Origin of the sequence: Henriciella sp. AS95 (genome assembly GCF_038900055.1) — a bacterium.
In the GTDB taxonomy this organism is placed as follows: Bacteria; Pseudomonadota; Alphaproteobacteria; order Caulobacterales; family Hyphomonadaceae; genus Henriciella.
The window spans coordinates 2,533,216-2,557,991 of sequence record NZ_JBBMQM010000001.1 but is presented as its reverse complement, the minus strand read 5'-3'; the positions used below and the strand labels follow the sequence as shown (position 1 = coordinate 2,557,991).

Annotated in this window: 16 protein-coding genes and 1 tRNA gene; 11 read left to right on the top strand and 6 right to left on the bottom strand. The window is 58.7% G+C overall.

What is annotated here, in order from left to right:
• Positions 1–160 precede the first annotated feature (160 nt).
• Positions 161–1,069, top strand: a complete 909-nt coding sequence (locus WNY37_RS12615) for a LysR substrate-binding domain-containing protein (RefSeq protein WP_342973742.1) — start codon at positions 161–163, stop codon at positions 1,067–1,069.
• 20 nt (positions 1,070–1,089) lie between these two features.
• Here the strand turns inward: WNY37_RS12615 and WNY37_RS12610 are convergent, their stop codons facing one another.
• Positions 1,090–2,403 carry a glycosyltransferase family 4 protein gene (locus tag WNY37_RS12610; protein ID WP_342973741.1) on the bottom strand — a complete coding sequence of 438 codons (1,314 nt, stop codon included), beginning with the start codon at positions 2,401–2,403 and terminating at the stop codon, positions 1,090–1,092.
• Between the two features lie 266 nt (positions 2,404–2,669).
• Here WNY37_RS12610 and WNY37_RS12605 point away from each other — a divergent pair, with 266 nt between their 5' ends.
• The 6 genes from WNY37_RS12605 (at position 2,670) to WNY37_RS12580 (ending at position 8,590) form a co-directional block, all read left to right on the top strand.
• Positions 2,670–4,097: a circularly permuted type 2 ATP-grasp protein gene (locus WNY37_RS12605; RefSeq protein WP_342973740.1), complete on the top strand. Its 1,428-nt coding sequence runs from the start codon at positions 2,670–2,672 to the stop codon at positions 4,095–4,097.
• A complete protein-coding gene (locus WNY37_RS12600) occupies positions 4,094–5,035 on the top strand; it encodes an alpha-E domain-containing protein (RefSeq protein WP_342973739.1) in 942 nt (313 codons plus the stop codon). The genes WNY37_RS12605 and WNY37_RS12600 overlap by 4 nt, the downstream gene beginning before the upstream one ends.
• A 9-nt stretch (positions 5,036–5,044) precedes the next feature.
• Positions 5,045–5,845, top strand: coding sequence for a transglutaminase family protein (locus WNY37_RS12595; protein WP_342973738.1), 801 nt, complete (start codon positions 5,045–5,047; stop codon positions 5,843–5,845).
• 24 nt (positions 5,846–5,869) lie between these two features.
• Positions 5,870–6,604 (top strand): proteasome-type protease, encoded by a 735-nt coding sequence (locus WNY37_RS12590; RefSeq protein ID WP_342973737.1) that lies wholly within the window; start codon positions 5,870–5,872, stop codon positions 6,602–6,604.
• 57 nt (positions 6,605–6,661) lie between these two features.
• Positions 6,662–6,737 (top strand) — tRNA-Lys (locus WNY37_RS12585).
• Positions 6,738–6,916: 179 nt separating this feature from the next.
• Positions 6,917–8,590 (top strand): hypothetical protein, encoded by a 1,674-nt coding sequence (locus WNY37_RS12580; RefSeq protein WP_342973736.1) that lies wholly within the window; start codon positions 6,917–6,919, stop codon positions 8,588–8,590.
• Between the two features lie 131 nt (positions 8,591–8,721).
• Here WNY37_RS12580 and WNY37_RS12575 read toward each other — a convergent pair whose 3' ends face one another.
• Positions 8,722–10,011 carry a 3-hydroxyacyl-CoA dehydrogenase NAD-binding domain-containing protein gene (locus tag WNY37_RS12575; protein WP_342973735.1) on the bottom strand — a complete coding sequence of 430 codons (1,290 nt, stop codon included), beginning with the start codon at positions 10,009–10,011 and terminating at the stop codon, positions 8,722–8,724.
• Positions 10,012–10,363: 352 nt separating this feature from the next.
• Here WNY37_RS12575 and WNY37_RS12570 point away from each other — a divergent pair, with 352 nt between their 5' ends.
• The gene (locus tag WNY37_RS12570; RefSeq protein ID WP_342973734.1) at positions 10,364–12,124 is read left to right on the top strand and encodes a glucan biosynthesis protein; all 1,761 of its coding nucleotides are present in this window, start codon (positions 10,364–10,366) and stop codon (positions 12,122–12,124) included.
• Positions 12,121–14,295 (top strand): glucans biosynthesis glucosyltransferase MdoH, encoded by a 2,175-nt coding sequence (gene mdoH / locus WNY37_RS12565; RefSeq protein ID WP_342973733.1) that lies wholly within the window; start codon positions 12,121–12,123, stop codon positions 14,293–14,295. Before WNY37_RS12570 ends, mdoH begins: the two co-directional genes overlap by 4 nt.
• 13 nt (positions 14,296–14,308) lie before the next feature.
• On the opposite strand, the gene WNY37_RS12560 is transcribed toward mdoH, so the two are convergent.
• On the bottom strand, positions 14,309–16,747 hold the full coding sequence (locus tag WNY37_RS12560; protein WP_342973732.1) for a PQQ-binding-like beta-propeller repeat protein: 2,439 nt from the start codon (positions 16,745–16,747) through the stop codon (positions 14,309–14,311).
• A 439-nt stretch (positions 16,748–17,186) separates the two neighbouring features.
• Here WNY37_RS12560 and WNY37_RS12555 point away from each other — a divergent pair, with 439 nt between their 5' ends.
• Positions 17,187–18,761, top strand: coding sequence for a hypothetical protein (locus tag WNY37_RS12555; protein ID WP_342973731.1), 1,575 nt, complete (start codon positions 17,187–17,189; stop codon positions 18,759–18,761).
• A 17-nt stretch (positions 18,762–18,778) separates the two neighbouring features.
• Positions 18,779–19,552, top strand: a complete 774-nt coding sequence (locus tag WNY37_RS12550; RefSeq protein WP_342973730.1) for a hypothetical protein — start codon at positions 18,779–18,781, stop codon at positions 19,550–19,552.
• A gap of 106 nt (positions 19,553–19,658) precedes the next feature.
• Here the strand turns inward: WNY37_RS12550 and WNY37_RS12545 are convergent, their stop codons facing one another.
• From WNY37_RS12545 to WNY37_RS12535, 3 genes are all read right to left on the bottom strand, one after another.
• Entirely contained in the window at positions 19,659–20,663 is a 1,005-nt protein-coding gene (locus WNY37_RS12545) for an NAD(P)-dependent alcohol dehydrogenase (protein ID WP_342973729.1), read from the bottom strand.
• 76 nt (positions 20,664–20,739) lie between these two features.
• Positions 20,740–22,227, bottom strand: a complete 1,488-nt coding sequence (locus WNY37_RS12540; protein ID WP_342973728.1) for an amidase — start codon at positions 22,225–22,227, stop codon at positions 20,740–20,742.
• A 155-nt stretch (positions 22,228–22,382) separates the two neighbouring features.
• A complete protein-coding gene (locus tag WNY37_RS12535; RefSeq protein ID WP_342973727.1) occupies positions 22,383–24,692 on the bottom strand; it encodes a TonB-dependent receptor in 2,310 nt (769 codons plus the stop codon).
• Positions 24,693–24,776 lie beyond the last annotated feature (84 nt).

Below are 24,776 nucleotides of genomic sequence, written 5' to 3'. Positions count from 1 at the left end.
CGTCTGGGTAGCGGTAGCTGGGCGGCTGGCAAAGGCAGATAATTTTTTGACTTAAGTGAAAAAAATTCATGTAATGGGCTGAATTCGATTTTGGCTCATCAATAGACGAGGCCGCCTACGCCTCTTTGGAAGGATTGCAGTGACACCCAGATTACCGTCAATGACGGCCCTGCGCGCGTTCGAGTCGGTCTGCCGGTTGCAGAACTTCAAAGACGCCTCAAGCGAACTGAATGTCACCCCTTCTGCTGTGAGCCATCAGATCCGGCGACTTGAGAAGGAGCTGGGCTGCCGCCTTATGAATCGGGGGCGGTCAGGCTTCGATCTCACGGCCGAGGGGCTAAAATTTTCTGTCGAAGTCAGTCGGGCCTTGCGTAGTATCAGTGACGCCGCAAGCGAGATCAGCGAAGGCGGGAGTCGCCGGGTGACGCTGCAGGTCTATTCAACCTTCGCGGTGCGCTGGTTATTGCCGCGGCTGCCCCGATTGAAAGCCGAGCATGACTCGATCGAGCTTGGTATCGTTACGTCTCAGGATGACATTGACCTGTCCACAGGGGCGGCAGACGCGTGTGTGATGATCGGCGAGCCGAGTGAGAACAAGGTCGATTATACGTATCTCTTCAGCTCGACCGTCTATCCTGTTTGCAGCCCGGAATACCTGTCTCGCAATCCCGGCTTGAAACGCCCGTCCGATCTCTCTGACCATACTTTGTTGCAGGTCTACCCATCGCAGGGTGACTGGGATGTCTGGCTTGAGGCTGTCGGGGCGGGCGAGGTCGACTCTGCTGGCGATAGCCGCTTTGACAGCTACGACCACGCCCTGGATTCGGCAGCGAAGGGGCTCGGCGTGGCGCTCGCCATCGATCCGTTCGCCAATGAAGATCTTGCGGAAGGGCGGCTGGTGGAAGTCTTCTCGGGCCTGCACGTCAGACACCCGGCGAACTGGTATTTTTCCACTCTCGATGCCCGCAAGAACGAGCCCAAAATTGCGGTGTTGCGCGAGTGGCTTACGCTCGCTAGCGCAGACTTGCGGAAAGACGAGCACGAGGCGGCCATAGCCGACGCACGGTGATCACCTGACCGGCTGTGAGCTTAAATCGTTATCCGCGTCTTGCTGGTCTGACCGTCCTGATAGGCAGGCAGGCTGATCGGCGCGAGGTTCATGGCCCGGCGATAAACTTGCAGTGTCCGCGCGCCAAATTCTGCGCGGCTCCAGCTCTTTGCGGCGTCAAGGCCGCGATGGCGCATCTGCACCAGCTGAGCGCGGTCAGAGAAGGTTTCCAGAATGGTCCGGGCAAGGTCACCAGGTTCACAGGAAGGTGCCAGGCGGCCGCAGGCGTACTTCCGCAGGAACTCTGCAGCAGCGGGATCTTCCTCACTGGCGACCAGCGGGCGACCGAACGCGGCTGCCTCGCGGTAGATCGACCCGGTGGACTGATAGCGGGATGGCGCCACAATACCGTGGCAACGCGCCAGTACATGGCTCATCGATTCATCTGTCAGGCGACCGAAGTCGAGGATCTGTTCCCGGGCGATTTCGGAAATGCCGAGTTTCGCCATCCGGTTATCGATGTCCGCAGCGTCGAGACCGATCACGTGGAGCTCTGGCAGCGGTTCATCCTTGGCTTGCGAAGCATGCACGACGATGTCGAAGGCGATGAGTAGCTCATCAAGCCCTTTTCGGGCGCTACCGTCGCCAACATATCCAAGACGAAGCCGCGCATGGGCTGGCGGATAGGGCAGGGATGCCCCGGCCCTGGCGATTTGCGGATCGACCGAAACCGGTGTCACCATGTGGATGTGACCGGGACGGAACTCGTACCAATCCTTTATGAAACTCGCATGCGTGCGGCTATTGGAGATGACCGCGGCGGCGCTGTTGGCACATTTCGCCTCCAGGCCACGGGCGACAAAAGCCGACAGGCGCGACCCCATTGTATTCGAGCGAGGCGCGTCAATAGCGTGAGGCGCAGTGTTCCGAATTACGATCGGAAGGCCGCAATCCATCAGCATGGCGGCGGGGGCACCACAATTGGTCGCCTCGATCAGATCGAAGGGGTGGCGCTCGTGTTCATCCTGCACGCGTTCGCGGAAGGCGGCAGCGGCGGCAAGGTGTTCCAGGCCGGGAATAGCCCGCATCAGCCGGCGAAGACCAGTGATCCGTCCGGCGCAACCGATGACCTCAATGCGGTCGTGGTCGGTCGTGACGACGTCATCGCGGTCCATTGTGAAGACCCGGACATTCACGCCGTGCGCCGCGAGCGCATGAGCGGTCTCGCAGGCAACGCGGCCCTTGGCTGTCGGGATTGGCGGATACTCCCATGTGAGGAGAGCCACTTCTAGGGCAGGGCTCGAGTCCGGTGCATCAACCGGTTCGTGCTGCAGGGATGATTGCAGGTGTGTCATGCTGGCTCCAACGCAGCACATTCATTCCGGTTGCACGTCGGTTATTACTCCCGGATAAGGTGTGTGACTAAAAAGACACAATGCTGAAATGCGCAGCTGACATCGGGAATCTGGCGATTGTTTCGGAACTTTGCTGCGTTTCAGCCGCTCGAATATTAGGCAGGTTCACCCTGTATCGCCCGGTAAAAGTGAAAGTTTTTGCCTCCAACGCGATCGGATGCAAAGGTGACCCAATTGCAATGAAGGAGACGGCGCCCTCGCCAGCTATGTCTGACGATAAATCACCATTCGATGAAATGTTCGGACACGGAGAAAATCCGCGCGAACCCTATAAAGATTATTGTGACTGGTTCGAAACAGAAGACCCAAAAATACTTCGAAAAAAGGCCAAGGAAGCCGAACTGGCATTCCGACGAACCGGTATCACGTTCAATGTTTACGGACGCGAAGAAGCCAATGAACGGCTAATACCGTTCGATATCGTCCCTCACGTTCTCTCCAATCGAGAGTGGCAGAAACTGTCCGAGGGGATCGAGCAGAGGGTCCTCGCGCTCAACGCATTTCTCCATGACATCTATCACCGGCAGGAAATCGTGAAAGCCGGACGCATACCGCGCGAGATGATCAGTGATAACGACGCCTTCGAGCCAAAGATGATCGGCGTCGATCCGCCCGGGGGGATTTACACCCACATTGTTGGTACAGACATCGTCCGTACCGGCGAGAATGAGTTCTTCGTGCTTGAGGACAATGCTCGCACGCCGTCCGGCGTCTCCTACATGATGGAAAACCGGGAGACGATGTTCGAAATGTTCCCGGACCTCTTCATTCGCAACAAGGTCTGCCAGGTCTCCACTTATCCCAAACGGTTGCGGCGGTCTCTGGCTGCGTGCGCGCCGTCGGCCTGTAATGGTAAGCCCGTCGTGGCGGTGCTAACGCCCGGTATTCACAATTCAGCCTATTTCGAACACTCCTTTCTGGCTGACGAAATGGGGGCCGAGCTTGTCGAAGGTCATGACCTTCGGGTTGTCGATGGCCGTGTCGCGATGAGAACGACGCAGGGCTATACTCCCGTAGACGTTCTATATCGCCGGGTGGATGATGCTTTTCTTGATCCGATGAACTTCAATCCGGAATCGGTTCTGGGCGTGCCGGGTATTCTTGATATCTACCGGGCCGGCGGGATCACGATCGCGAATGCGCCCGGTACAGGTATCGCGGACGACAAGGCGATTTATTCGTACATGCCCGATATCGTAGAGTTCTATACTGGCGAGAAAGCGAAGCTGCCGAACGTGCCAACATGGCGGTGTTCAGACCCGGACTCGCTGGCTTACGTGCTCGACAATCTGGAAGAGCTTGTGGTCAAGGAAGTCCATGGCTCTGGCGGTTACGGCATGCTGGTCGGGCCGGCGGCCAGCAAGAAAGAGATCGCTCAATTCAGGAAGAAGCTACAGTCCAAGCCGGATGGGTATATCGCCCAGCCGACCCTCGCGCTGTCCACCGTGCCCATTTTCACGAACAAAGGGCTCGCGCCGCGCCATGTGGATCTGCGCCCCTTTGTGCTTGTCTCGCCTAATGGCGTCGACATCACGCCAGGCGGGCTGACTCGTGTGGCGCTGAAGAAAGGATCGCTGGTGGTCAATTCCAGCCAGGGTGGCGGCACCAAGGATACGTGGGTGCTTGAATCATGATGCTTGGAAAAACAGCTGGCGGCCTGTTCTGGATGTGCCGCTATCTCGAACGCAGCGCAAATAATGCGCGCCTCATCGAAGCGGGATCGCGAATGGCGATGACGCGGGCGGATTCATCGGATGCCGAATGGACGTCTGTACTGACGACCGCCAATGCGCTCGACGGATATAATCAGCGCCACGACGTTATCGATCGCACGCACGTGATCGATTATATGCTCCGGGACAAGACAAACCCTTCATCGGTGATGTCCGTGGTGGATGCGGCGCGCAGCAGTGCCCGCATGGTGCGCGTGGCTCTGACGCGAGAAGTGTGGGAAGCCGTCAATGATACGTGGATGCGGCTCAAGGATGCTCTGGCCCGGCAGGTCACTGAGAAGGACTTGCCCAATGTGCTTGAGCTTATTCGCCAACAAAGCGCTCAGGTGCGCGGTGCCTTGCATGGAACGATGCTGCGCAATGACATCTTCAATTTCTGCCGGATCGGCACCTTCCTGGAGCGGACAGATAATGTCGCGCGTATCCTGGATGTGAAATACTATGTCCTGCTGCCATCTGTTTCGATGGTTGGCAGCTCGATCGACAATTTCCAGTGGGAAACCATTCTGCGATCTGCGGCGGCCGAGCGAAGCTTTGCCTGGCTGAACAAGGAGTCCGGGCCTCGGGCCATTTCGGAGTTCCTGATTCTCGATCAGCGCCTGCCTCGGTCACTGGCTTTTTGTTACATCAATCTGGCGCGGAACCTGGCATATCTTGAGGCCGAGTATGGGGAGACCAAACATTGCCAGGAAATCTGCGGTGAAACGCTGCAACGCCTGACGACGACCACCATTGATGAGATCATTGAGAACGGACTGCACGAATTTCTCACCAATCTCATTATCGATAACAACAAGCTGGGTGTGCAAATCGAGCAGGACTATCGTTTTGCAAACTGAGGAGATGACATGCGACTGAAGATCTCGCACGAGACGCGCTATGAGTTTTCTCAGCCTGTTTCATACGCCCTGAATCAACTCCGCCTCGCGCCGAAATCGCGAAACGGGCAGAAGGTGCTGAGCTGGGACGTTGAAATAGAAGGCGGCGTCAAACAGGCTGAATTCGTCGACCAGTTCAACAATCAGACCATGCTGGTCAGCACCGATCCGGGGGCGACAACGCTGCTCGTGAAGGCGTATGGCGAAGTCGAAACCGAAGACAAGTCCGGCGTGGTCGGCAAGCATGGCGGGGCGACACCGCTCTGGTTCTATGAGCGCAAGTCTGAGCTGACCAAGCCCGGTCCGACCATCCGGAAAATTGCCAATTCGCTCGGCAGTGACTTCGACAATGATGTCGACCGCATGCATGCACTCGCGAAGGCGATCCAGGCCAATGTCCAATATGAAACCGGCACTACCGAGGTCACGACCACGGCTGAGGAGGCGGCGGCGGCGGGCCATGGCGTGTGTCAGGACCATGCGCAGATCTTTGTGTCCGCTGCCCGCTATCTGGGCTATCCGGCGCGATATGTCAGCGGCTACCTGATGATGAATGACCGAGTGCATCAGGATGCTTCCCATGCCTGGGCGGAGGTATATGTTGATGCTCTGGGCTGGGTCGGATTCGACATCTCCAATGCAATTTCGCCGGACTCGCGTTACGTGGCGGTTGCAACGGGACTGGATTATGATGACGCAGCCCCAATCTCGGGCTTGTCTTTCGGGCCGGGTGCCGAGACTTTGGAAGTAACGGTTCAGGTTCAACAATAAGATGGGTTTCACCCTTAAAACGGCATGACGTACTGCGTAGGGCTTCGCCTCGACAGAGGCCTCGTATTCATGTCCGACACCCGGACGAATGCGGGCGTCGACAATGTCTCCAAATATCGCAAGATGTTCACCTGGGAGAAACCGGGTGAGCGAACCATCGTGATGATGACGGCGGGCAATCTGGCGACGACCCAGGCCGTGGTCAGCATGCTGGATGAGCGCACCAAGGCACCCGAAGAGCGCAATCCATCCATTCTTGAGGTGCCGTCTATGTTTCAGGCGGCGCGGCTCGTCGGTCAGACCTTGCGCGACGTCATTAAAGAGAGTGCCCCAAAAGGCGGGCAGGATGCTGAGTCTCCCTTCAAGGCCACGATTATCCTGGGCGGTCAGATCGCCGGGGCCGAGCCGCGACTGTTCCTGATTTACCCGGAGGGGAACTTTGTCGAAGCGTCGGCCGAGACCCCCTTCTTCCAGATTGGCGAAACGAAATATGGCCGCCCGATCCTGGTGCGCGCCTATGAGCCGAGCATGAGTTTTGAGGCCGCAGTGAAGCTGATGCTGGTGTCCTTCGACTCGACGTTAAAGGCCAATCTGTCGGTCGGGCTGCCGCTGGATCTCCTCTTGTACGAGACAGACAGTCTCGACATTCTGGCTCAGCGCCGGATCGAGGAAGATGATCCGTATTACCACCTGATTTCAGACAATTGGGGCGAAGCGCTGAAGTTCGCGTTCGGCTCTCTACCGGATTACAAACTCTGAACAGGGCGGTTGCCTTTTGCAGGCTTCACGCCTACATCGCGTCCTCCAAAACAGAATGCGCCTATAGCTCAGTTGGTAGAGCAGCTGACTCTTAATCAGCGGGTCCGAGGTTCGAATCCTCGTGGGCGCACCAACTCTTCTTCCCTGCAGTCATTTCGATGTCGAAGCCTGGCGGTTCCGCGCAGCACACGTTTTCACCCAACTCGAACATGCCGCGTAAAGGCCCCGAAACCTCTCTTGCCAACTCTGCCGGTTGCTCTCAAAATTAGATGTGCGGGGACCGGGCCGGTCTCTTCGATTATGGGGATTTTCATGCAGTCTATGCTCGGCCGGATTTGCGGCATTGCGGTATTTTGTGTCGTTGTGGTGGCTCCGCCGGCACTGGCTAAGTATCTGGTGCGCGACGCTGATGGCGGGCCTCCTGTCGAACTCACCGTCATGATCGAGAACGTGAAAATCAACGAAGCCCGCAAGCGTATCGCCAGAAGCGGGTTGCCGAAGCCGAAAAAGGGAGAGGTGAGCCGGTCATTCTACTATTCCGGGTCTGAGAAGCGCGTGAAGTTCGAGCAACTCCAAACGGCAACGGGAGAGGTTCTGATTGAGGGGATCTATGCGAGTGTCAATCCGCTTTCGACGGTCGCGGCTCTTGTAAAGCGGGATGATGGCGTGTGGGGTATTGTGGACATTCCCACCGGCACATTCCGCCCCCTGCCTGATGCGAGTTGGTACTATACGTCGTTCAACGGCGCGGCGCCCGCGGTGCTGCTGATCGGATCCAGTCAGCCGGACGGGACATTCCGATACTGTTTTACCGGGGCGGATGGTGAATGCGAGAAATGGGTCGACCGGGTGGCGGGGGACATTTCGGCTGAGCTGGAAGACGGCCCATCAGGCTTCATCTTTGAGACGCGGATCGTGATGAACAGGCTGACGCCCGAAGGGCAGAAATACTCGTCCAGCTTTGACTGGAACGGGAACGCCCTGCTTGAGAAGGCCCCGCCCGTGGTCGCCGTGCATACCGCGAACCCGAAGAATTTGGCGCAGCGCGTGCTTCAGTCGGTTCTCTACGATCTCGGCCCGTTCGATCATCCGCTCGGCGATTACAGCACCAACCTCTACTGGCCCATGGACGAAAACGGCGTCCCGATCGAGGCGACCGAAAACTTCAAGGGCCTGTTTCCGCTGTATACTGATATGAGGAAGGGCGAAACGTTCGAGAAAACGGGATCGTCCTCGTCCGTTGCCGATCTCGACGGCTATGTCATCGTCTACGAGCAGGACGGCACGCGAACATTCGAACTTGCGCCGAACATCAAGACTGCCACTTCGGCCATGTATCACAACAATTACAATTACCGCTGGAGCGATCTCTATTTCAAAAACAGGAACTACGACAATGGCGACAGTTTTACGATTGCCGCAAAGCGCAAAAACGGCGACCAGGTCGAGCAATGGTATCCGATCCAGGAAAGCAAAGCCTCTTTAATGCACAAATTCCTGGAAGAGGCTTGGACCACACGCGAAGGCTACGCCGACCCTGTCGTCGCAATCGACACACGAAATGCCCGGGATGCCGCAGCTGTTCAAGCGGCTCAGGACGCGGCATATGCGAGGCTTAAAGAGCGCACCGACGCGATTGCAGCCCTGAAATCGCGCGGGGGAGCCATGTCCGTCAATGGCGACCTGTGTGCCGCCGCCCACCAGTTTAGCATCGGACGTTCAGATGAGGCCTCACGCCTGTTTTTTAGCGCCTATAACGGCTACGGCAGCGACGCTTGTCATTATCTGCCGTCCTCGATCTATTCGGCGATGATGCAGTCGGGCCTTGTCCAGGAAGAACAAGGGCCACCGCCCGAGTCGGAGAATGACTTCGCGAGTGCGATGAAGGCCTGGAATGACAAGCTGGATCAGGACCGCTCATCCAGACAAGGCAAGTCCCTGCGCTGCTATGTCAATCAGGGCAAGCGAACCTGTTATTACGATTGATGGGATGCCGAGGCGGGCAGACTGAGTGTCGCCTGCGCCTGCCGGTGTACCAATCGTCGGCGGACATTGAGAAACGGTGTCATATGCCCGCGACTGGCCGACCGATCGCGGGCATGTTGCAAGACATGTTGTCAGCCAGGCTGGACGTCGATGAAGCGGCCGCCGTCCTTGGCAAGGCGCCTGAGCGTGGCGGCCGGGGCGAAGCGGTCATCGTCAGCGCCGATGCGCTCCATCGTCGCCAGGACCGTCTCCGCGCCGACCATATCGCCGTAGAGCATCGGCCCGCCCTTGTCTGATGGCCAGCCATAGCCATTGAGCCAGACGATATCGATGTCGGAGGCGCGCTGGGCTTTCTTTTCCTCGAGGATTTTGAGGCCTTCATTGATCATCGGGTAGATACAGGTCGCGATGATCTCGTCCTGACCGGGAGCGTTGCCTTCGGTGACGCCAGTGACGTCAGCGATAATGCCGGCGGTCACGTCAGACGGGATCGGGCGGCGGTTCTCGTCATAGTCGTAATAGCCAGCGCCAGTCTTCTGGCCGCGGCGGTCCAGTTCGCAAAGCGCATCGCGGATCGGGTTTGCGGTGGTCGCGCCCTTCTTCCAGCCAATGTCGAGACCGGCCAGATCTGACATCTGGTACGGGCCCATGCGGAAGCCGAACGCGTTGAGCGCGGCGTCCACGTCCCAGGGCATTGCGCCTTTGTAGACCAGCTTCTGGGCCTGCGCCTGACGGGCGTAAAGAATGCGATTGCCGACAAAGCCGGGGCATACGCCGACCAGAACGGCGATCTTGTTGATCGTCTTGGCGAGGTCCATGCAGGTCATGATGACATCGTCCGCCGTGCGATCCGCGCGCACGATCTCCAGCAGCTTCATCACATTGGCAGGCGAGAAGAAGTGCAGGCCGATCACGTCTTCCGGGCGCTTGGTGACGCTGGCGATTTCGTTGATGTCGAGGGCTGACGTGTTGGTGGCGAGGATCGCGCCGGGTTTGGCGATGTTGTCGAGGTCGGTGAAGATCTTCTTCTTCAGGCCCATATCCTCGAAGACAGCTTCGATGATGAGGTCACAATCGGCAAAGTCGGCCATATCGAGCGTGCCTGTGAGGCGGCCCATGCGGGCATCGACTTCATCTTGCGGGAAGCGGCCCTTGTCTGCGCTGCGCTGATAATGCCCCCGAACCACGCCAAGGCCACGATCGAGCGCTTCCTGCTTCTGCTCCAGGATGGTCACCGGGATGCCTGCTGTCGCGAAATTCATGGAGATGCCGCCGCCCATCGTGCCGGCACCGATGACGCCAACCTTGTTGATCGTTCGCCGGGGCGTGTCGGCTGCTATGTCTGGCACTTTCCAGGCGTCGCGGCCTGCTTGGGCGATGTAGGCTGAAACCTCTTCCGGGGTCATTGAGATTGCGGGCATGAGCGGTCGTCTTTCCTTGCTGTCGCCAGTATCAGGCTTGTCGTTGGGTCAATTGCAGGTGTTGTACACCGCGATACCCAACTATTGGAACCTCATTGCCGGTCTAATTATCCTTAAAGGTTTGCTGGCGTCGCTCAGACGGGTGAGCTTATTGAGGCGCGGTGTGATCGAGTTGTTGCCCTGACACAGACGGTTTCGTGATCTCTTTGCGTTCGAAGTTTGGGCAATCCGTCCTTTCTGCGGCCCGCCTTGCAACCAATTTCAGCGCTAATCATTGCTTCACTTCACTTGCCTGTTGCGGTGCAGCAATTGTTCGCTGCTCTAGCACACAGAGCCGAAGTGGAGGTAATGGGTGAATCTGGTCCGCCGTCTGCGTTCTGTCCTTCCCGGTACTGCCGTTGCGATCTGCCTGGTTGCCGCGTGCTCACCGAACAATTCCGAAAACGCCGACAGCCCGCCCAGTGCGGCGCAGGAGCAGGAGCCGGTACCTGCGGAACCCGTCCCGACCGACAGCGCCGCCGAGCGTGAGCAGCCTAACGCCGCAGAAAATCCCGCCGAGCCATCTTCCGAAGGGACGCCGATAACGCCGGCTGAACCGATTCCCAGTGAACAGGGCGAGTCAGTTGAGAGTGATGTCATCCCTCGCGATGCACCGCAGGGCTCGCAGAGCTCGCCCGCCAATTCCGGAAAACCGTTCGACTTCAGTGATGTGGAGAGACTGGCGCGCCAGCTGGCCTCGCAGGATTTCGAGCCTTCGCCAGACCTTCCAAAAGCGGCGGCTGAGCTAAATTATGATCAGTTTCGGCGTATCCAGAACCGCCCGGGCTCCATTCTCTGGGCCGATCAGCCATCCGATTATCGTCTCGTACTTGATCCGCGTGGGTATCTGTTCTCTCACAAGGTTCGCCTCAATATCGTCGACGGCGAGACGATCGTGCCGGTCGAGTATGATGAAACGGCCTTCAGTTTTGAAGATTTGCCCTTGAGTGTGGAGGAACGTCAGCAACTTGGGTTTTCAGGCTTCAAGGTGCAGACGCCGCTTAACCGGGGCGGAAAATTCGACGAACTGATAAGCTTTCGCGGGGCCAGCTTTTTCCGGGCGCTTGGCGCGGGATCCGTTTACGGCGCGTCCGCTCGCGGCATTGCGGTGAAAACCGCGTCGCCCGACGGTGAGGAATTTCCGTTTTTTCGAGAGTTCTGGATCAGGACGCCGTCAGCAGGCGATGCCGGCATCACGGTTTTTGCGCTGCTGGATGGAAAGAGCGTCACCGGCGCTTTCGAGTTTTTCGTTTCCGCAGGTCCGATCACCACGGTGGACGTGAAGGCGACGATCGTGCCGAGGCGCCGTCTCGACAATGTGGGCGTCGTTCCGCTGACGAGCATGTACTATTTCTCGCCCCAGGACGTCGCCAAGGTGAGCGGCGATTACCGGCCTGCCGTGCATGATTCACAGGGCCTGTCCTTCCGTCAGCGCAATGGCGAGTGGGTCTGGCGCCCGCTGATAAACCCCACAGAGCTGCAAGTGTCTGTTCTTGCGCAGGATGTGCCGCGTGGCTTTGGCTTGATGCAGCGATTGCGCGGTTTCGATGCGTATGCCGACATCGAGGCGGACTACCATCTGCGCCCCAGCGTGTGGGTTCAGCCCGGCAAAGGATGGGAAGCCGGGCAACTCACCCTGGTCGAGATACCGACCACAAACGAGTATAACGACAATATTGTCGTCTTCTGGCGCCCACGTGACGCCTGGGAGGCGGGACAGGCTCATCATCTGGCCTACAGGCTGAGCTGGGGGCTGCAGTCTCCCGCCGTTCCCGATGTTGTCTCCATCAGACAGAGCCGGGTCGGGCGAACGCCGGGCGGCAAACGGCATCTGTTCGTCATCGATTTCGACACGTCTGACCCAGCCGTTATTCAGGACGTTGAAGCCTCGGTTTCCACGTCTGCCGGGACGGTATCCAACGTGGTCATCCGCCGCGATCCAGACGCGGATATCACTCGCCTGAGTTTTGAGCTCGATCCGGAAAGCGCACAGTCAGCTGAGTTGCGCGCGCTGATCACACGTGCTGGCAAGCCGGTGACCGAGACCTGGATTTACCGGTGGAGATTGCCATGACGCCTCATCGTGCCCGACCGACCGAGTTTCCGCTTACCATGCCGGACCAGGCCTTTCAGACAGGCCGCGTGGAGCTGCGTGACCGCCCAAAGTCATATCAGTGGCGCAAGCTGTTCGTTCTGGTGGCATCGCTTTTCCTGACGGGCTGGGCAACGCGGGAAATGTACGGCGTGCTTGCAGTGTCCAGCCTGACCATCCTGGAGTGGGTACTGCTGGTCATCTTCGTGATGAATATCAGCTGGGTCTGCTATGCCTTTGTCAACGCGACGGTCGGCTTTGTTGCTGCGGTCGCTACACTGTTGAAGCGGAATAGATACGAGGCCTGCTGCGATATTTCTACAGCGCGCACGGCGATCACCTTCCCGATCTACAATGAAGACGTTGAACACGTTTTTGCGACCGTGCTTTCGACGGCGCGCCTGATGTCTGGCGCTTCCGGCCAGTTCGAGTGCTTCATCCTGAGCGATACGACCGATCCCGATATCGCGCTGCTCGAAGAGGCGGGTTTTCGAGAACTGCTGCGCAACGCGCCGGCCGATGTTGCCATCCGTTACCGGCGGCGGACGATGAACATCGATCGCAAGGCCGGTAATATCCGGGATTTCGTCACCCGCTGGGGCGGGCGCTATGACTATATGATCGTTTACGACGCCGACAGCTATATGGAGCGGCGCACGATCCTGAAGCTCGTCGCCGGGATGCAAGCCGCGCCGCGGACAGGCCTGATCCAGACGATCCCGCAACTGGTCGGCGCGCGCACGCTTTTTGCCCGTGCACAGCAATTCGCCTCAGCGCTGTATGGGCCGGTGCTTGGCCACGGCATTGCCTGGTGGGCGCAGAAGGAAGGAAACTTCTGGGGACATAACGCGATCATCCGGGTTCAGGCGCTCGCGGAATCTGCTGGTCTGCCGATCATGCCGGGCCGCGCGCCCCTCGGCGGTGCCATTCTTAGCCACGACTTTGTCGAAGCAGCTTTGCTGCGCCGGGCAGGATGGAATGTTGATATCCGGGCTGACCTCAAAGGATCCTACGAGGAGGGACCGCCGACGATGATCGATCTCGTCGTTCGGGATCGGCGGTGGTGTCAGGGCAACATGCAACACATGGCCGTGCTGCTGAAGACACGCGGCCTGACCTGGACGAGCCGATTCCATCTCGTGACCGGTATCTTCTCTTACCTTGCCTCGCCGCTCTGGTTGATCTTCATCACGGTCGGCATGCTGCTCTCTTTGCAGAACACGTTCATGCTGCCCAATTATTTTGGTGACAGCGCATCACTCTTCCCGACATGGCCGGTGATCGACTCCGAGCGCGCTCTGGGGCTGTTCATTGCTACGATGGCCATTCTGTTCGCGCCCAAATTGTACGGGATGCTCTATGGGCTGCTGAGTTCAGAGTGGCGGCGGTCTGTCGGCATGGTCAGGACGGTTGCGGGCGTCGTGACAGAGATCGTCATTTCCGTGCTCATCGCGCCAATCCTGATGGCAACGCAGACCAGCGCTGTGATCAGCGTGCTCAGCGGGCGCGACTCCGGCTGGTCGCCACAAGCGCGCAGCGAAGGCGGGTACGGTTTGAAAACCGTTCTGCGTCACAGCCTGTTTCCAACCCTGCTCGGCCTGTTTCTGACCATCGCTTCGGTTGCGATTTCGCCGGTCTATGCCGCCTGGCTCGCGCCTGCCACGGTCGGTCTCATCCTCAGCGCGCCGATCACTTTTATCACTGCGAAAAAGGGCGCGGGGCGTTTGGCTGCAAAGTTTGGTGGTCTTGTCACGCCAGCCGAAATCGACCCGCCGCAAAGCTATTCGAGCGCGGCTGCGGCACAGTTTACGTTCGCCGCTTTGAAACCGGAGCGCTTGCAATACCTGATCCTGGACAGGGCCAGGCAGGTCGCGCGCGACGCATTTGTCGACCCGTACTGGCCTTTGCGCCAGTACGATGTCCACGAGCCGCTCGCCATGGCGCGGGCTCGGGCAGAGCGCGCCACTTCTGCCTATGAATTTGCGACCCTGTTACCGCCGAAGGAGAAGATGGCGCTTCTGAATTCAACAAAAGATCTTCACGCGATCAGCTTCAAATTCTCATCGATCCGGCCAAAGACGGCGAACCGCGTAGACACAAGCAGCACGCCTTCGGCTAAACGCCGTAACCCGTCAAAAAGACATCAGCGGTAAAATGCCCCGTCGATCACTTATCGTCTGGAAGCGCATAAGCGATGAGACGCCCACCACCAGAAGCGACTCCATCCTCGGCGTTGTCCGGCACGGTCACAACGACGAACTGACGACCGTTCTGAGTGTAGGTGATCGGGGCACCATTGGCTGTCGCTGGTAGTTTGGTCGACCAAAGGGTTTTGCCGTTCCTGATATCAATCGCGCGAAATGTCGAATCCAGCGTGCCGACCTGAAAGATAAGGCCGCTGCGCGTCGTCGTCGTGCCGCCATATACCGGTGTCCCGACTTCGAAATAGGGCATGTTGGGCTTGATGCCGAAGGGCCCGAGTTCCCGCATATTGCCGATCGGACGGCTCCACAGCAGGCGATTATTATTGAGGTCAATCAGGGCCAGACGGCCATAAGGCGGTTCGAAGCACGGCATGTCAGACGCGATGCCGGTGAAGGGTATCTTCCACTTCGAGACAAAGCGGGACGTAATGCCATAACGTGGCGCGTCTGGGTCCCATGCTCCCTGACCGGTTGCGGCGTTGTCTGAGGCCGGTGGCATGGGCCGGCCGCTTTCTGCTTCCCGCTCTGCGCCGGTCTGCATGTAGATGCGATTGCCCAGCAACATGGGTTGAGCGACCAGCAGGCCGTTCTCTGCGTCAACGGACACACTCGGCCAGTTGTAGCCACCCTGATTGCCTGGATACTGGAACGTGCCGCCCCACGTCTTGTCGCGGCCAAGCACGCCGCCGCCCGGCATGGGCGGGGTGAAGTGGCCGTCATAGCGCATCTTCCGGAACTCGATCCGGCAATAGAGCTGATCAAGCGGAGTGAGTCCCCACATGTCTTTTTCCCAGCGCGATTCATTGAAACGGGGAAGACCGGAGAAGGGCTGGACCGGTTCAACCCAGTCGCCGGGCGCAGGGTCTTGGGGGACCGGGCATTCACCGGCGGCGGTCGGTTGCGAGCCATCCGGACAATCGGTGGCTGGCCATAGTGGTTCGCCCGTGCGCCGGTCGAGCAGGAAGATTTCTCCGCGTTTGGTGGGCACGGCGACTGTTGGAATCTCTTCGCCATTCCGGTTGATGTCGACAAGGGTTGGCTGCGCGGGGACGTCATAATCCCAGATGTCATGATAGACGGTGCGATAGGACCAGACGAGGTCTCCCGTCGCGCCGCGCAGAGCGACGACCGACGCATTGAACTGGTCGTCAATGTCGCGCCGCTTCGCGCCATAATAGTCCGGAGAGGCATTTCCAGTCGGTGCGTAGAGGAGGTCGAGCTCCGGGTCGTAGCTCATGATCGACCAGACATTTGGGGTGCCCAGCGTCAGCGGTTCGCCATCGTCTGGCAGCTGTGTTTCACGAGGTCTGCCAATGTCCCACGCCCAGACAAAAGAGCCGTCGACGGCGTTGTAGGCGCGCAGCGCGCCTGATGGATTGCCGAGCTCCTGATTGTCGACGACCCATCCGCCAACAACCACATTGTCGCCCGCCACCTGTGGCACGGAGCTGTGGAAATAAGCGAAGATCGGATGGGGGCCGAGGCCTTGGCGCAAATCGACCTCGCCGTTCGTCCCGAAGTCCTGACAGCGCTCGCCGGTTTCGGCATTGATCGCAATCAGCCGGGCATCCGTCGTGCCGGTGAGAATGCGCGCAGGGCAGGCGCCTTCATAATTATCCCCAGCTTCATAATAGGAAATGCCGCGGCAGCCGCGGGTGAATGTGTTGCCGGCCTTCATGGCTTCAGGGGTGGAGCCGGACAATTTGTTCTCAGGGTTGAAGCGCCAGGATTCAGCGCCCGTCGCCGCGTTCACCGCAACAACGATATTGCCAGCCGTACAAGCGTAGATCTGGCTTGCGATCTGTATCGGCGTGTTCTTGAACTCAAAGGGAATGCCCGTCTCATAACGCCAGACCTCTTCCAACTGGTCGATGTTGTCAGGTGTGATCTGTTCGAGCGGTGAATAGCGCGTGCCTTTGGATGTGCTGCCATAGTCGGTCCAGTCGTCATCAGACACTGTGGCGGCAGACAGGGTGCGGTCAAACTCGATGACGGAGCCTTTCTGAAAGGCGCTGACCGCAAGCAGCAGGACGCCGGCTGCCGTCGCGCCGGCCATCCATTTTGCATCACCCCGATCCTTCATGGCGGCCCTGTGCCAGGGCGACAGAAACCAGAGGCCAACCACCAGCCATGCTGCGAGGCGAGGGAGAAGGGCGATCAGATCGAGCCCCGCTTCCTGTATTGACCAGATGATCGTCGCCGCGACGATGACGGCGTAGAGAATGCCTGACGCAGAGCGGCGCATGACAAGGAGCAAAACGACCGCGAGAAGGGCGAGGCCGGCAATCGAATAGTACCAGCTCCCGCCCAGCGAGATGAGCTTGGCGCCAAGCAAAATGAGGTTGATGGCGACGGCGGCCAGAAATGCCGCAAAAATCCAGTTTGTGATCCGTGCCGCCATGAATGCCTCCCTTTGTGCGCGACGGGTCTTACGCCCGGTCTACGCGTCTTTTTATTGTCGATGGGCCGCTCGTCATGCGAGCCAGCACCTTCCTGTTTGCGATAGTCAGATATCGGGAAAATATCAATCAGATAGAATATCGGCGAGCGGGGGTGCGCGTAATGAACCGCAATTGCGGAGCGCTTCAAGGCTATCTGATCCGTCGACCGAAACTCATCAACAGGACCGATTTTCGATAGCGAGAGGTGTCGGCCACAACGTCACAAGATTAGAAATCTGTAAGATAAGTCAGGCCGATCATCGAAAAGTGCTTTCCCATCAAAGGTTTGATTCGGGGACCCTGTGATGGGTCTGTCATGCTTAGCAACTTGTTAAACCTCTCGGTCAACCTTCATGGCGTTGGTTAACGCCAGCGCTGGTATTGTTAAGAGGGTTGAGCATGATGAAACGTCAGGTGCGCTGGGGCGCGGACATTGGTTATTCCAAACCGGTCAAGCCGTTGGATGCCAAGGTCGTCGAACGTGAACATGGGCTGAAAGGGTCGCTCAAAGACGGCGAGCTTGGGTTCAGCCGGATGATAACCCGCAAGGTCGCCAAGAAGGATGCGCGCGACGGTATTCCGACATCGGAAGCGATCACCGAAGACCAATGGTCCGAGCGCGAGCAGCAGATCGCGGAAAAGTCCGAACAGGTCCGCCGCAGTCTCAAGACCTGGATGAGCGCCACGTCGGCCGCTGTCCGCAACTTCATTTCAGATCTGACGCCGGCCGATATCCATCCGGATCATCTGCAGGAAGCCATCAAGGCTGAAGAGAACGAGTACCGTCATTACGAGGTCGACGACTCCACGGATGCGAAAGCCCATCATGAGGCGACGGTGATCGAGCTGGAAAGCTTCAAGGAGCGCTATGGCAACCAGCTGAACAAGCGCACGCCTGACATCAAGAAGAATGTCGAGCAGACGATTGCGATCCTGATCTTCGTGCTGATTGTGGAAGGCTGTTTCAACGCGCTCCTTTTCAAGGATGCCCAGTCATCGGGTCTGCTCGGCGGCATGATGGTCGCCTTTGGTATCTCGGCCGTGAACGTCTTGTTTGGTGTGACGGCAGGCTTTGTCGGCCTTCGAAACCTCAACCATCCGGACATGCATATGAAAGTGCTTGGCGGGATCGTTGCCGGTCTCTGTGTGACGTGTGGTCTGTTCGTGAATTTCTTCGTCGCCCACTTCAGGGACGCAGTGGAGATTGCGCTTCACAATGCTCTGGCCGAAGGATCACTCGCTGGATTTTCGATGTTTTCCATCGCGCCATCGGCCGTGATTGGCGACATGTTCCCGAACATCTTTGGTCTCGATAGCCTGGTCGCGATTGGCCTTCTGCTGATTGGTCTCACAGTCTTCGCGATCGCTATCTACGAAGGCTATGACCGGATTTCAGACAAGTTCCCGGGCTATGGCCGCGTCTGGCGCAAGGAGCGGGCGGCCTATGAGAAGCGCCAGCAGGTGCGCAATGGCGTGCGCGATGACTTGTCGGACTTCTTCTCGCGCTCACGCCTGTTCTTCGAGACCCAGCAGAACCGCCACATTGCGGCCAAGCGGGAGATCGAAAAGGCTGTAAACCTGTTGGAGACGCGACGCGACATCGCTGTCGAGATTGCGGCCCGGGCAGGGGATCAGGAACGTTCTCTGAAAGTGGCCTACCGCCAGGCCCATCGCCGTGAGCGTAACGCCAATCGTGAACGTCTCGGTGATCAGGCCCCCGTGCCGGCCTATTTCGACGAGATTGTCACGCCAAACCTGCCGGCCTTCGACTATTCGAAGGAACGCGAGCAGGCGATGGCAGCGATCAAACGTATCGAACAGAACATCACTGCGCTCAACATCACCCGTGAGTGGATGGAGCAGCATATTCAGCAGGTCCAGAAGGGCCTCTCCTCCATCGAGAAGCGTGTCGGTGACCACATTCAGGCAATCCGCGACAAGCGCGATGGCCAGGACCATGCGCGTAGCGCGTAACCCAGGAGGGACAGACTATGGCGAGATCTCGAGAAAAAGGGCCCTGGTTCTGGCGCAGCATGATCGGCGCGATGCTGGCCAGTGTGTTCGGGCTGTTTGCGTTGGCCGCCTTTACTGCCGCGCCAGCGACCGTCGCTGAAACGGGCTGCCGCATGGACCGGAAAGACCCGGCGCACACGGTGTTGCTGATCGACCAGTCGGACCCGTTCAACCCGAATGATCTGGGCTGGGTCAACGAGTTCGTGGATCGTGAAGCGCGCACCTTGCCTCGCTTTGGCCGGCTCACTGTTGTCGCGCCGAATTCCGCCGATCCTTACGATGCAAAGATCATTTACAGCCATTGCTCGCCGGGCAGCGCCGACCATGCGAACGCGTTCCTGCAGAACCCGCGCATGATTGAGGATACATGGCGTGAGACCTTCTATGAGCCGATGGCAAAAGAGATCGAAACCGCCTTGATGGACAAGCGCCAGCCGAGCTCGCCGCTGTTTGAGGCTGTCTATTCGGTCGCTGACCGGGCAGATTTCCAGTCATCGCGCGGTGATCGCCGCATTATCCTCGTCTCTGACCTGATGCAGCACTCAGACGACTATTCCATGTACCGTACCGGCACCGACAAGGACGCATTCGCGACAACGCGGATTGCTGATCAGATGCCGGAGATGGATGGCGTGGAGATCGTCGCCCGCGTTGTGCCGCGCCAGGAATACGATCTGCCGATGAGCGACGTGAAAGCCTTCTGGGGTGACTATTTCGAACGCACTGGCGCTCAGTTCAGCTCGGTGAACTAGAGTAACAGATCCCCTTCATCCCGAACAAAGTGGAAGGATGAGGGGGATATGCATCGCCTCTACAGCCCCGTGGTTCGACTTCGCTCACCATGAGGCTGTTTGTTATTTAGATGTCCAGCACGATCTTGCCGAAGTGCTTCTGTGCGGCTTGATGGCCGAACGCTTCGGCGATCTTGTCCAGCGGGAAGTGGTCGGAGATAATCGGCTTGATGCCATTGGCCTCGATCGCGGCGATCATGTCTTCCTGATGCGCGCGTGAGCCAACCGTAATGCCGGACATGGTGAGGTTCTTGCCGAAGAAGGCCGCCGTCGGCACTTCGCCTGAGACGCCGGTCAGCACACCGATCAGCGAGATGTGTCCGCCGACCCGGCAGGCCGCGATGGATTGGGCCATCGTTTCCGGTCCGCCAATCTCGACGACTTCATCGACACCGCGTCCGCCGGTCAGCTCCATGGCCTTTTTGCCCCATTTCGGGGTTTCCTTGTAATTGATGACGTGATCCGCGCCGAGCTCTTTCAGCTTGTCGAGTTTCTCTTGTGATGACGATGTCGCAATCACACGCGCGCCCGCTGCCTTGGCGAACTGAAGCGCGAAGATCGACACGCCGCCCGTGCCCTGCGTCAGCACCCAGTCGCCGGGCTTCACGTTTCCTTCAACGAACATGCCCCGCCAGGCGGTCAGCGCAGCGCAGGTGAGCGTCGCGGCCTCGGCGTAGGAGTAGCCTTCCGGCATGCGGGTGAAGCCCTCCTGAGAGGCGGCGACCAGCTCTGCGCCAAAGCCGTCTGCGCCGTCGCCCGGTACGCCTGAGAAGCCAGCCGTCCCGATCGGGCCTGAATGCCAGTCCGGGAAAAAGGTGGAGAGGACCTTGTCGCCTTCCTTGAAACGGGTCACGCCCTCGCCGACGGCGACGACATCGCCTGCGCCATCAGACATGGGGATACGGCCATCCGGGGTCGGTATGCCGCCAATGACCACAACAAAGTCATGATAGTTCAGCGAGCTGGCACGCACGCGGACCAGGATTTCGCCGGGACCGGGTTTGGGCTCCGGGCGTTCCTCGATCTTGAGGTTTTCCAGTCCGCCCGGTTTCTTGACTGCCGCAACTTTCATGATGCGATCTCCCTTGAGTTTTGCTTTGACCTCACCAATCACCGCTACCGTAGCGAGAGCCAAGGGGAAATCACGGTCAGCTCAGAATGGCCGGTTTCCGGCTGATCCAGGGCTGGGCCGCTTCGAGCTCATAGGCGAGTGCCAGGAGCTTGCCATCATCGCCGCGCCGCCCGGAGAACAGCGATCCGACGGGCAGTCCGCTATCGGTCCACTGGATCGGAACGCTCATGGAGGCTGCGCCGGACACGTTCATGGGGGCCGTAAAGGCCACAAAGTCCGTCACGCGTTGCATCGTTTCTGCAAAGTCGCCGGTCGGCGCTTGGTATCCGATCGCCGGGGGCAGGGTTGAGACGGTTGGCGTAAGAAGCACGTCGAACGCGTCAAACCAGCTGTCATATTCGGCCTCAAAGGCCTTGAGATATGCAATCGCGGCTTCGAACCGATCCTGTTTGGACGCAAAGTCCTGAGCAAGACCGAGCGTCCATGGCTCGACCAGCTGTGTGATGTCCGCGCCCGGCTGCATCGTCTGAACCTGTTGCACGAACTGCGCAGCGCCTGACGCCCAGAGCAGCAGGAAATCATCCTGAAATTTCTTGCCGTCGATCGGGAGAGTCCGCTCCACGACCTCGTGCCCCAGAGACTCGCAGAGTGCTGCGGTCTTTTCGATGGCGGTCCGGGTTTCGGCATCGAGCGACGCGCCATTCGGTGGCTCGGGCGCAAAGGCGATGCGAAGGCGTTTTGCGTCCGGCCCGGTGATATTGCCGGTGCGTGTGAGGCCATCTTTCGGGGCTTCTTCAGCGGCGAAAAGCGCTGCACTGTCTCGCACGGTGAGCGTGACGGCATGGTCGACCGACAGATTGACCGGGCCGTCAAACGGCGCGCTGACAAGGGCACCGCGGGAGGGTTTGAGGCCAAACAGGCCGCAACAGGCCGCAGGGATGCGGATGGAGCCGCCACCATCGCTGGCATGCGCGAAGGGCGTAACCCGGGAGGCTGTCAGCGCGGCCGCCCCGCCTGATGAGCCGCCGGGAATGCGCGAGGTATCCCAAGGGTTGCGCGTCGGGCCGGTCACGAGCGGTTCCGTGGACGAGATCAGCCCGACCTCAGGCGTCGTCGACTTGCCAATCACGACAATGCCAAGCTCGCGCCAGCGTGCTGGAAAGGCCGAGTCCTTTTCCGCGATATTGTCCTTGAAGGCCCGGCTTCCATAGAAAGAGGGCGCGCCCGCCCAGTCATCGAGATCCTTGATGAAGCTTGGCACGCCGCCGAATGTTCCGGTCGGTGCTGAGGCTGCACGCTCAAGAGCCTGATCGTATATGGGCGACGCAATGGCGTTGATCACCGGTTGCACGGTTTTCGCCCGCGCAATCGCCGCTTCAGTCAGCTCAAGGCTCGATACGTCGCCGCTGGCGACGAGTTCGGCCATCCTGACACCGTCCATCATGCCTGATGGCGGTGTCGATGCCGACATCACCTGTGAGGGGGCGCATGCGCTTGCAAATGGCAGCATCGCCGCCAGGCTCGTGCCGGCCTTGAGAAAGTTGCGCCGCGAAAGATTGGTCATGAAGTCCTCCCGATATTGTCTTGTTTTCCGGGAGGTTGCGCCGCTCGAATTTCATTTGCAAGCCTGACGCAGGGGCGACTTTGCCAATGTTCGGAGCAAAGAAAAAAGGCGGCAGATTGCTCTGCCGCCTCTCTCGTAGACATATGATGCCGCAGCTATCCTCTGATGGTGAATTCCACACCAACGACGCGGCCTTTCTTGAGCGGGGAGAAGGTGCCGCCGCCCGGATAAGGCTGATAAGGTGTCTGTACGCCATTCGACAGCGGACCACCGAACGGAATCTGACCGAGTTGCGTGTCATTGCCGACCTGAACTTCGTCCAGCAAATTGTCACCGAAGAAGGACACTGAGAAACCGTCATACGGCGTTTCCCAGGTCACATTGGCGTCAACCTGATTGGCGGCCTGTACCCAGCCAAAGTTGCTGTCAGTATAGGCGATGCGATCCCGATACTGGTAGTTCGCACGCGTGATGATCGCGCCTGAGTCACCGAGATCCAGATCATAGATGAAGCCTGCACCATAGGTGAGCGGGGGCACGCGCGGAAGGTCGAGGCGAGCATCCTGGGCGTTGACCACCGTGTCGCCACTGATGTCGAAGCGAACATCGTCGTATTCCGCGTCGATCATGCCAACATTGAAGTTAAACAGCAGGTTGTCCGTGGCAGCCCAGCGGCCCTCAAGCTCGACACCCTTGATGGTGGCGTCAGCCGTGTTGAGGATGTTCTGCACGACGCCAGAAGCACCGGCGGTGTTCACTTCGCGCTGCATGTTGTCAATCTTGGTCAGGAAGGCTGCGCCATTGACCTGAATCCGGCCATCAGGGCTGTTTGCCTTGAAGCCGAGTTCGAAGGCATCGACTTCTTCCTCATCAAAGCCGAAATCGCCGCCGGTCGCCGGAAGGATCTGGCCGAGGAAAACCCCAACATCGGTGATGCGGAAGTTGTAGCCGCCCGAGCGAAAGCCTTTGGTGTAGTAGCCATAGGTCTGGAAGTCGTCGTTCCAGAAATATTGAAGGCCGACTTTCGGCGTCCAGTTGGACCACTCATCGCTGTCAGTGAAGCCGTTGTTTTCACCAGGAACAAACGGGTTGGTTCCTGATGTCGGGCATGTCTCATCGACAACGCTGCAAGCTGGACGTGGACGAATATAGGTCACGTCCGCATCTTTTTCTTCCTTCGAGTAGCGCAGGCCGACTGTACCGATCAGGTCAGGCGTGAATGAGTAATCCACGTTGGCGAAAGCGCCATAGACCGTGTGCTCCTGACTGCCGCCGCCGTAGAACGGGGCAGGCGTTGCGAAAGGCAGATAGCGGATCTCGGTATAGGCGAGATCCTGGTTAAAATAGTACAGACCCGTCGTGACATCGTACTTTCCGAAAGTGCCGGCATAACGAAGCTCGTTGGAGATCTGCTCCTGTTCCAACTCGGTGTCGGAATGGAAGAGGAACACGGGTAATGCATCGATATCACTGCTGCCAGTGGCGTCATAGCTGCGATAGCCGAGAATGTTCGTAATCTGGCCATCGCCGAAATCGACATCATAATCGGCCTGGATTGAACCAAAGACAGTTTCAGAATCACCGAAGCCAGGATTGTCGATCGCAAAATCAAAGGTATCGCGCTCGAAGGTTCCGCGGTTTTGTCCAGTTGGACCGTCGACACGCGCTTCCGAGTACTGGCCTTTTGCAAGGACGGTCAGTCTGTCGGTGGCAAACCATTCGAGGGCGCCACGATAGATCGTCGTCTGGGCTTCGCCGTGATTGTCGCCATTGTAGAGGTTCTTGAAGTAGCCAGCATCCGAATTGTAGTAGGCGCCGATCTTGCCGTTCAGAACGCCTTCGATCAGTGGGCCGGAAACGGTGGCTTGTACGGTTGAGTTCAGACCGCCGCGATCGTCGTCAATCGGACCGTCAAATGTCGCGCGGGCCTTGTAGCTGAAATCGTCAGTCGGGTTGCCAGTGTTGATCACCAGCGCGCCGCCCGTCGTGTTGCGGCCGAAAAGCAGGCCTTGCGGGCCGCGCAGAACTTCGATGCTGTCGAGGTCAAAAAGGTCGACAACAACGCCGTTGTTCACGCCGAGATAGACGCCATCCATGAACACACCGACCGCCGGGTCGATGGATGGAATGGACGAGTTCACGCCAAGGCCGCGGATCGCGAAGTTTGCCGTACCGCGGGCGGTGCCGACATCATCAAGCGATACGTTCGGGGTCGTGTAGCTGAGGCTCTCAAGTGTCGTGACGTTAAGAGCGTCGAGTGTGTCTTCGTTGAAGGCAGTTACCGACACCGGAACGGACTGAACGTCTTCAACGTCCTTCTTCTTGGTGGCGGAGACGGTAACGGTTTGGAGAACGCGGTCGACGGCGGATTCCCGCTCGCCTTCTGCCTCTTGTGCCTGTGCTGTTCCGAATGTCAGCACGGTCGCCATGGCGACGCTGGACAGAAGGAAAAAATGGCGCTGCATGAAATGCTCCCAGTTCAAGGTTTTATGGTTATGTGTAGGCAGACCTTATCTGGTCGGCCTTTGTGTGATGAATGTTACAGACTC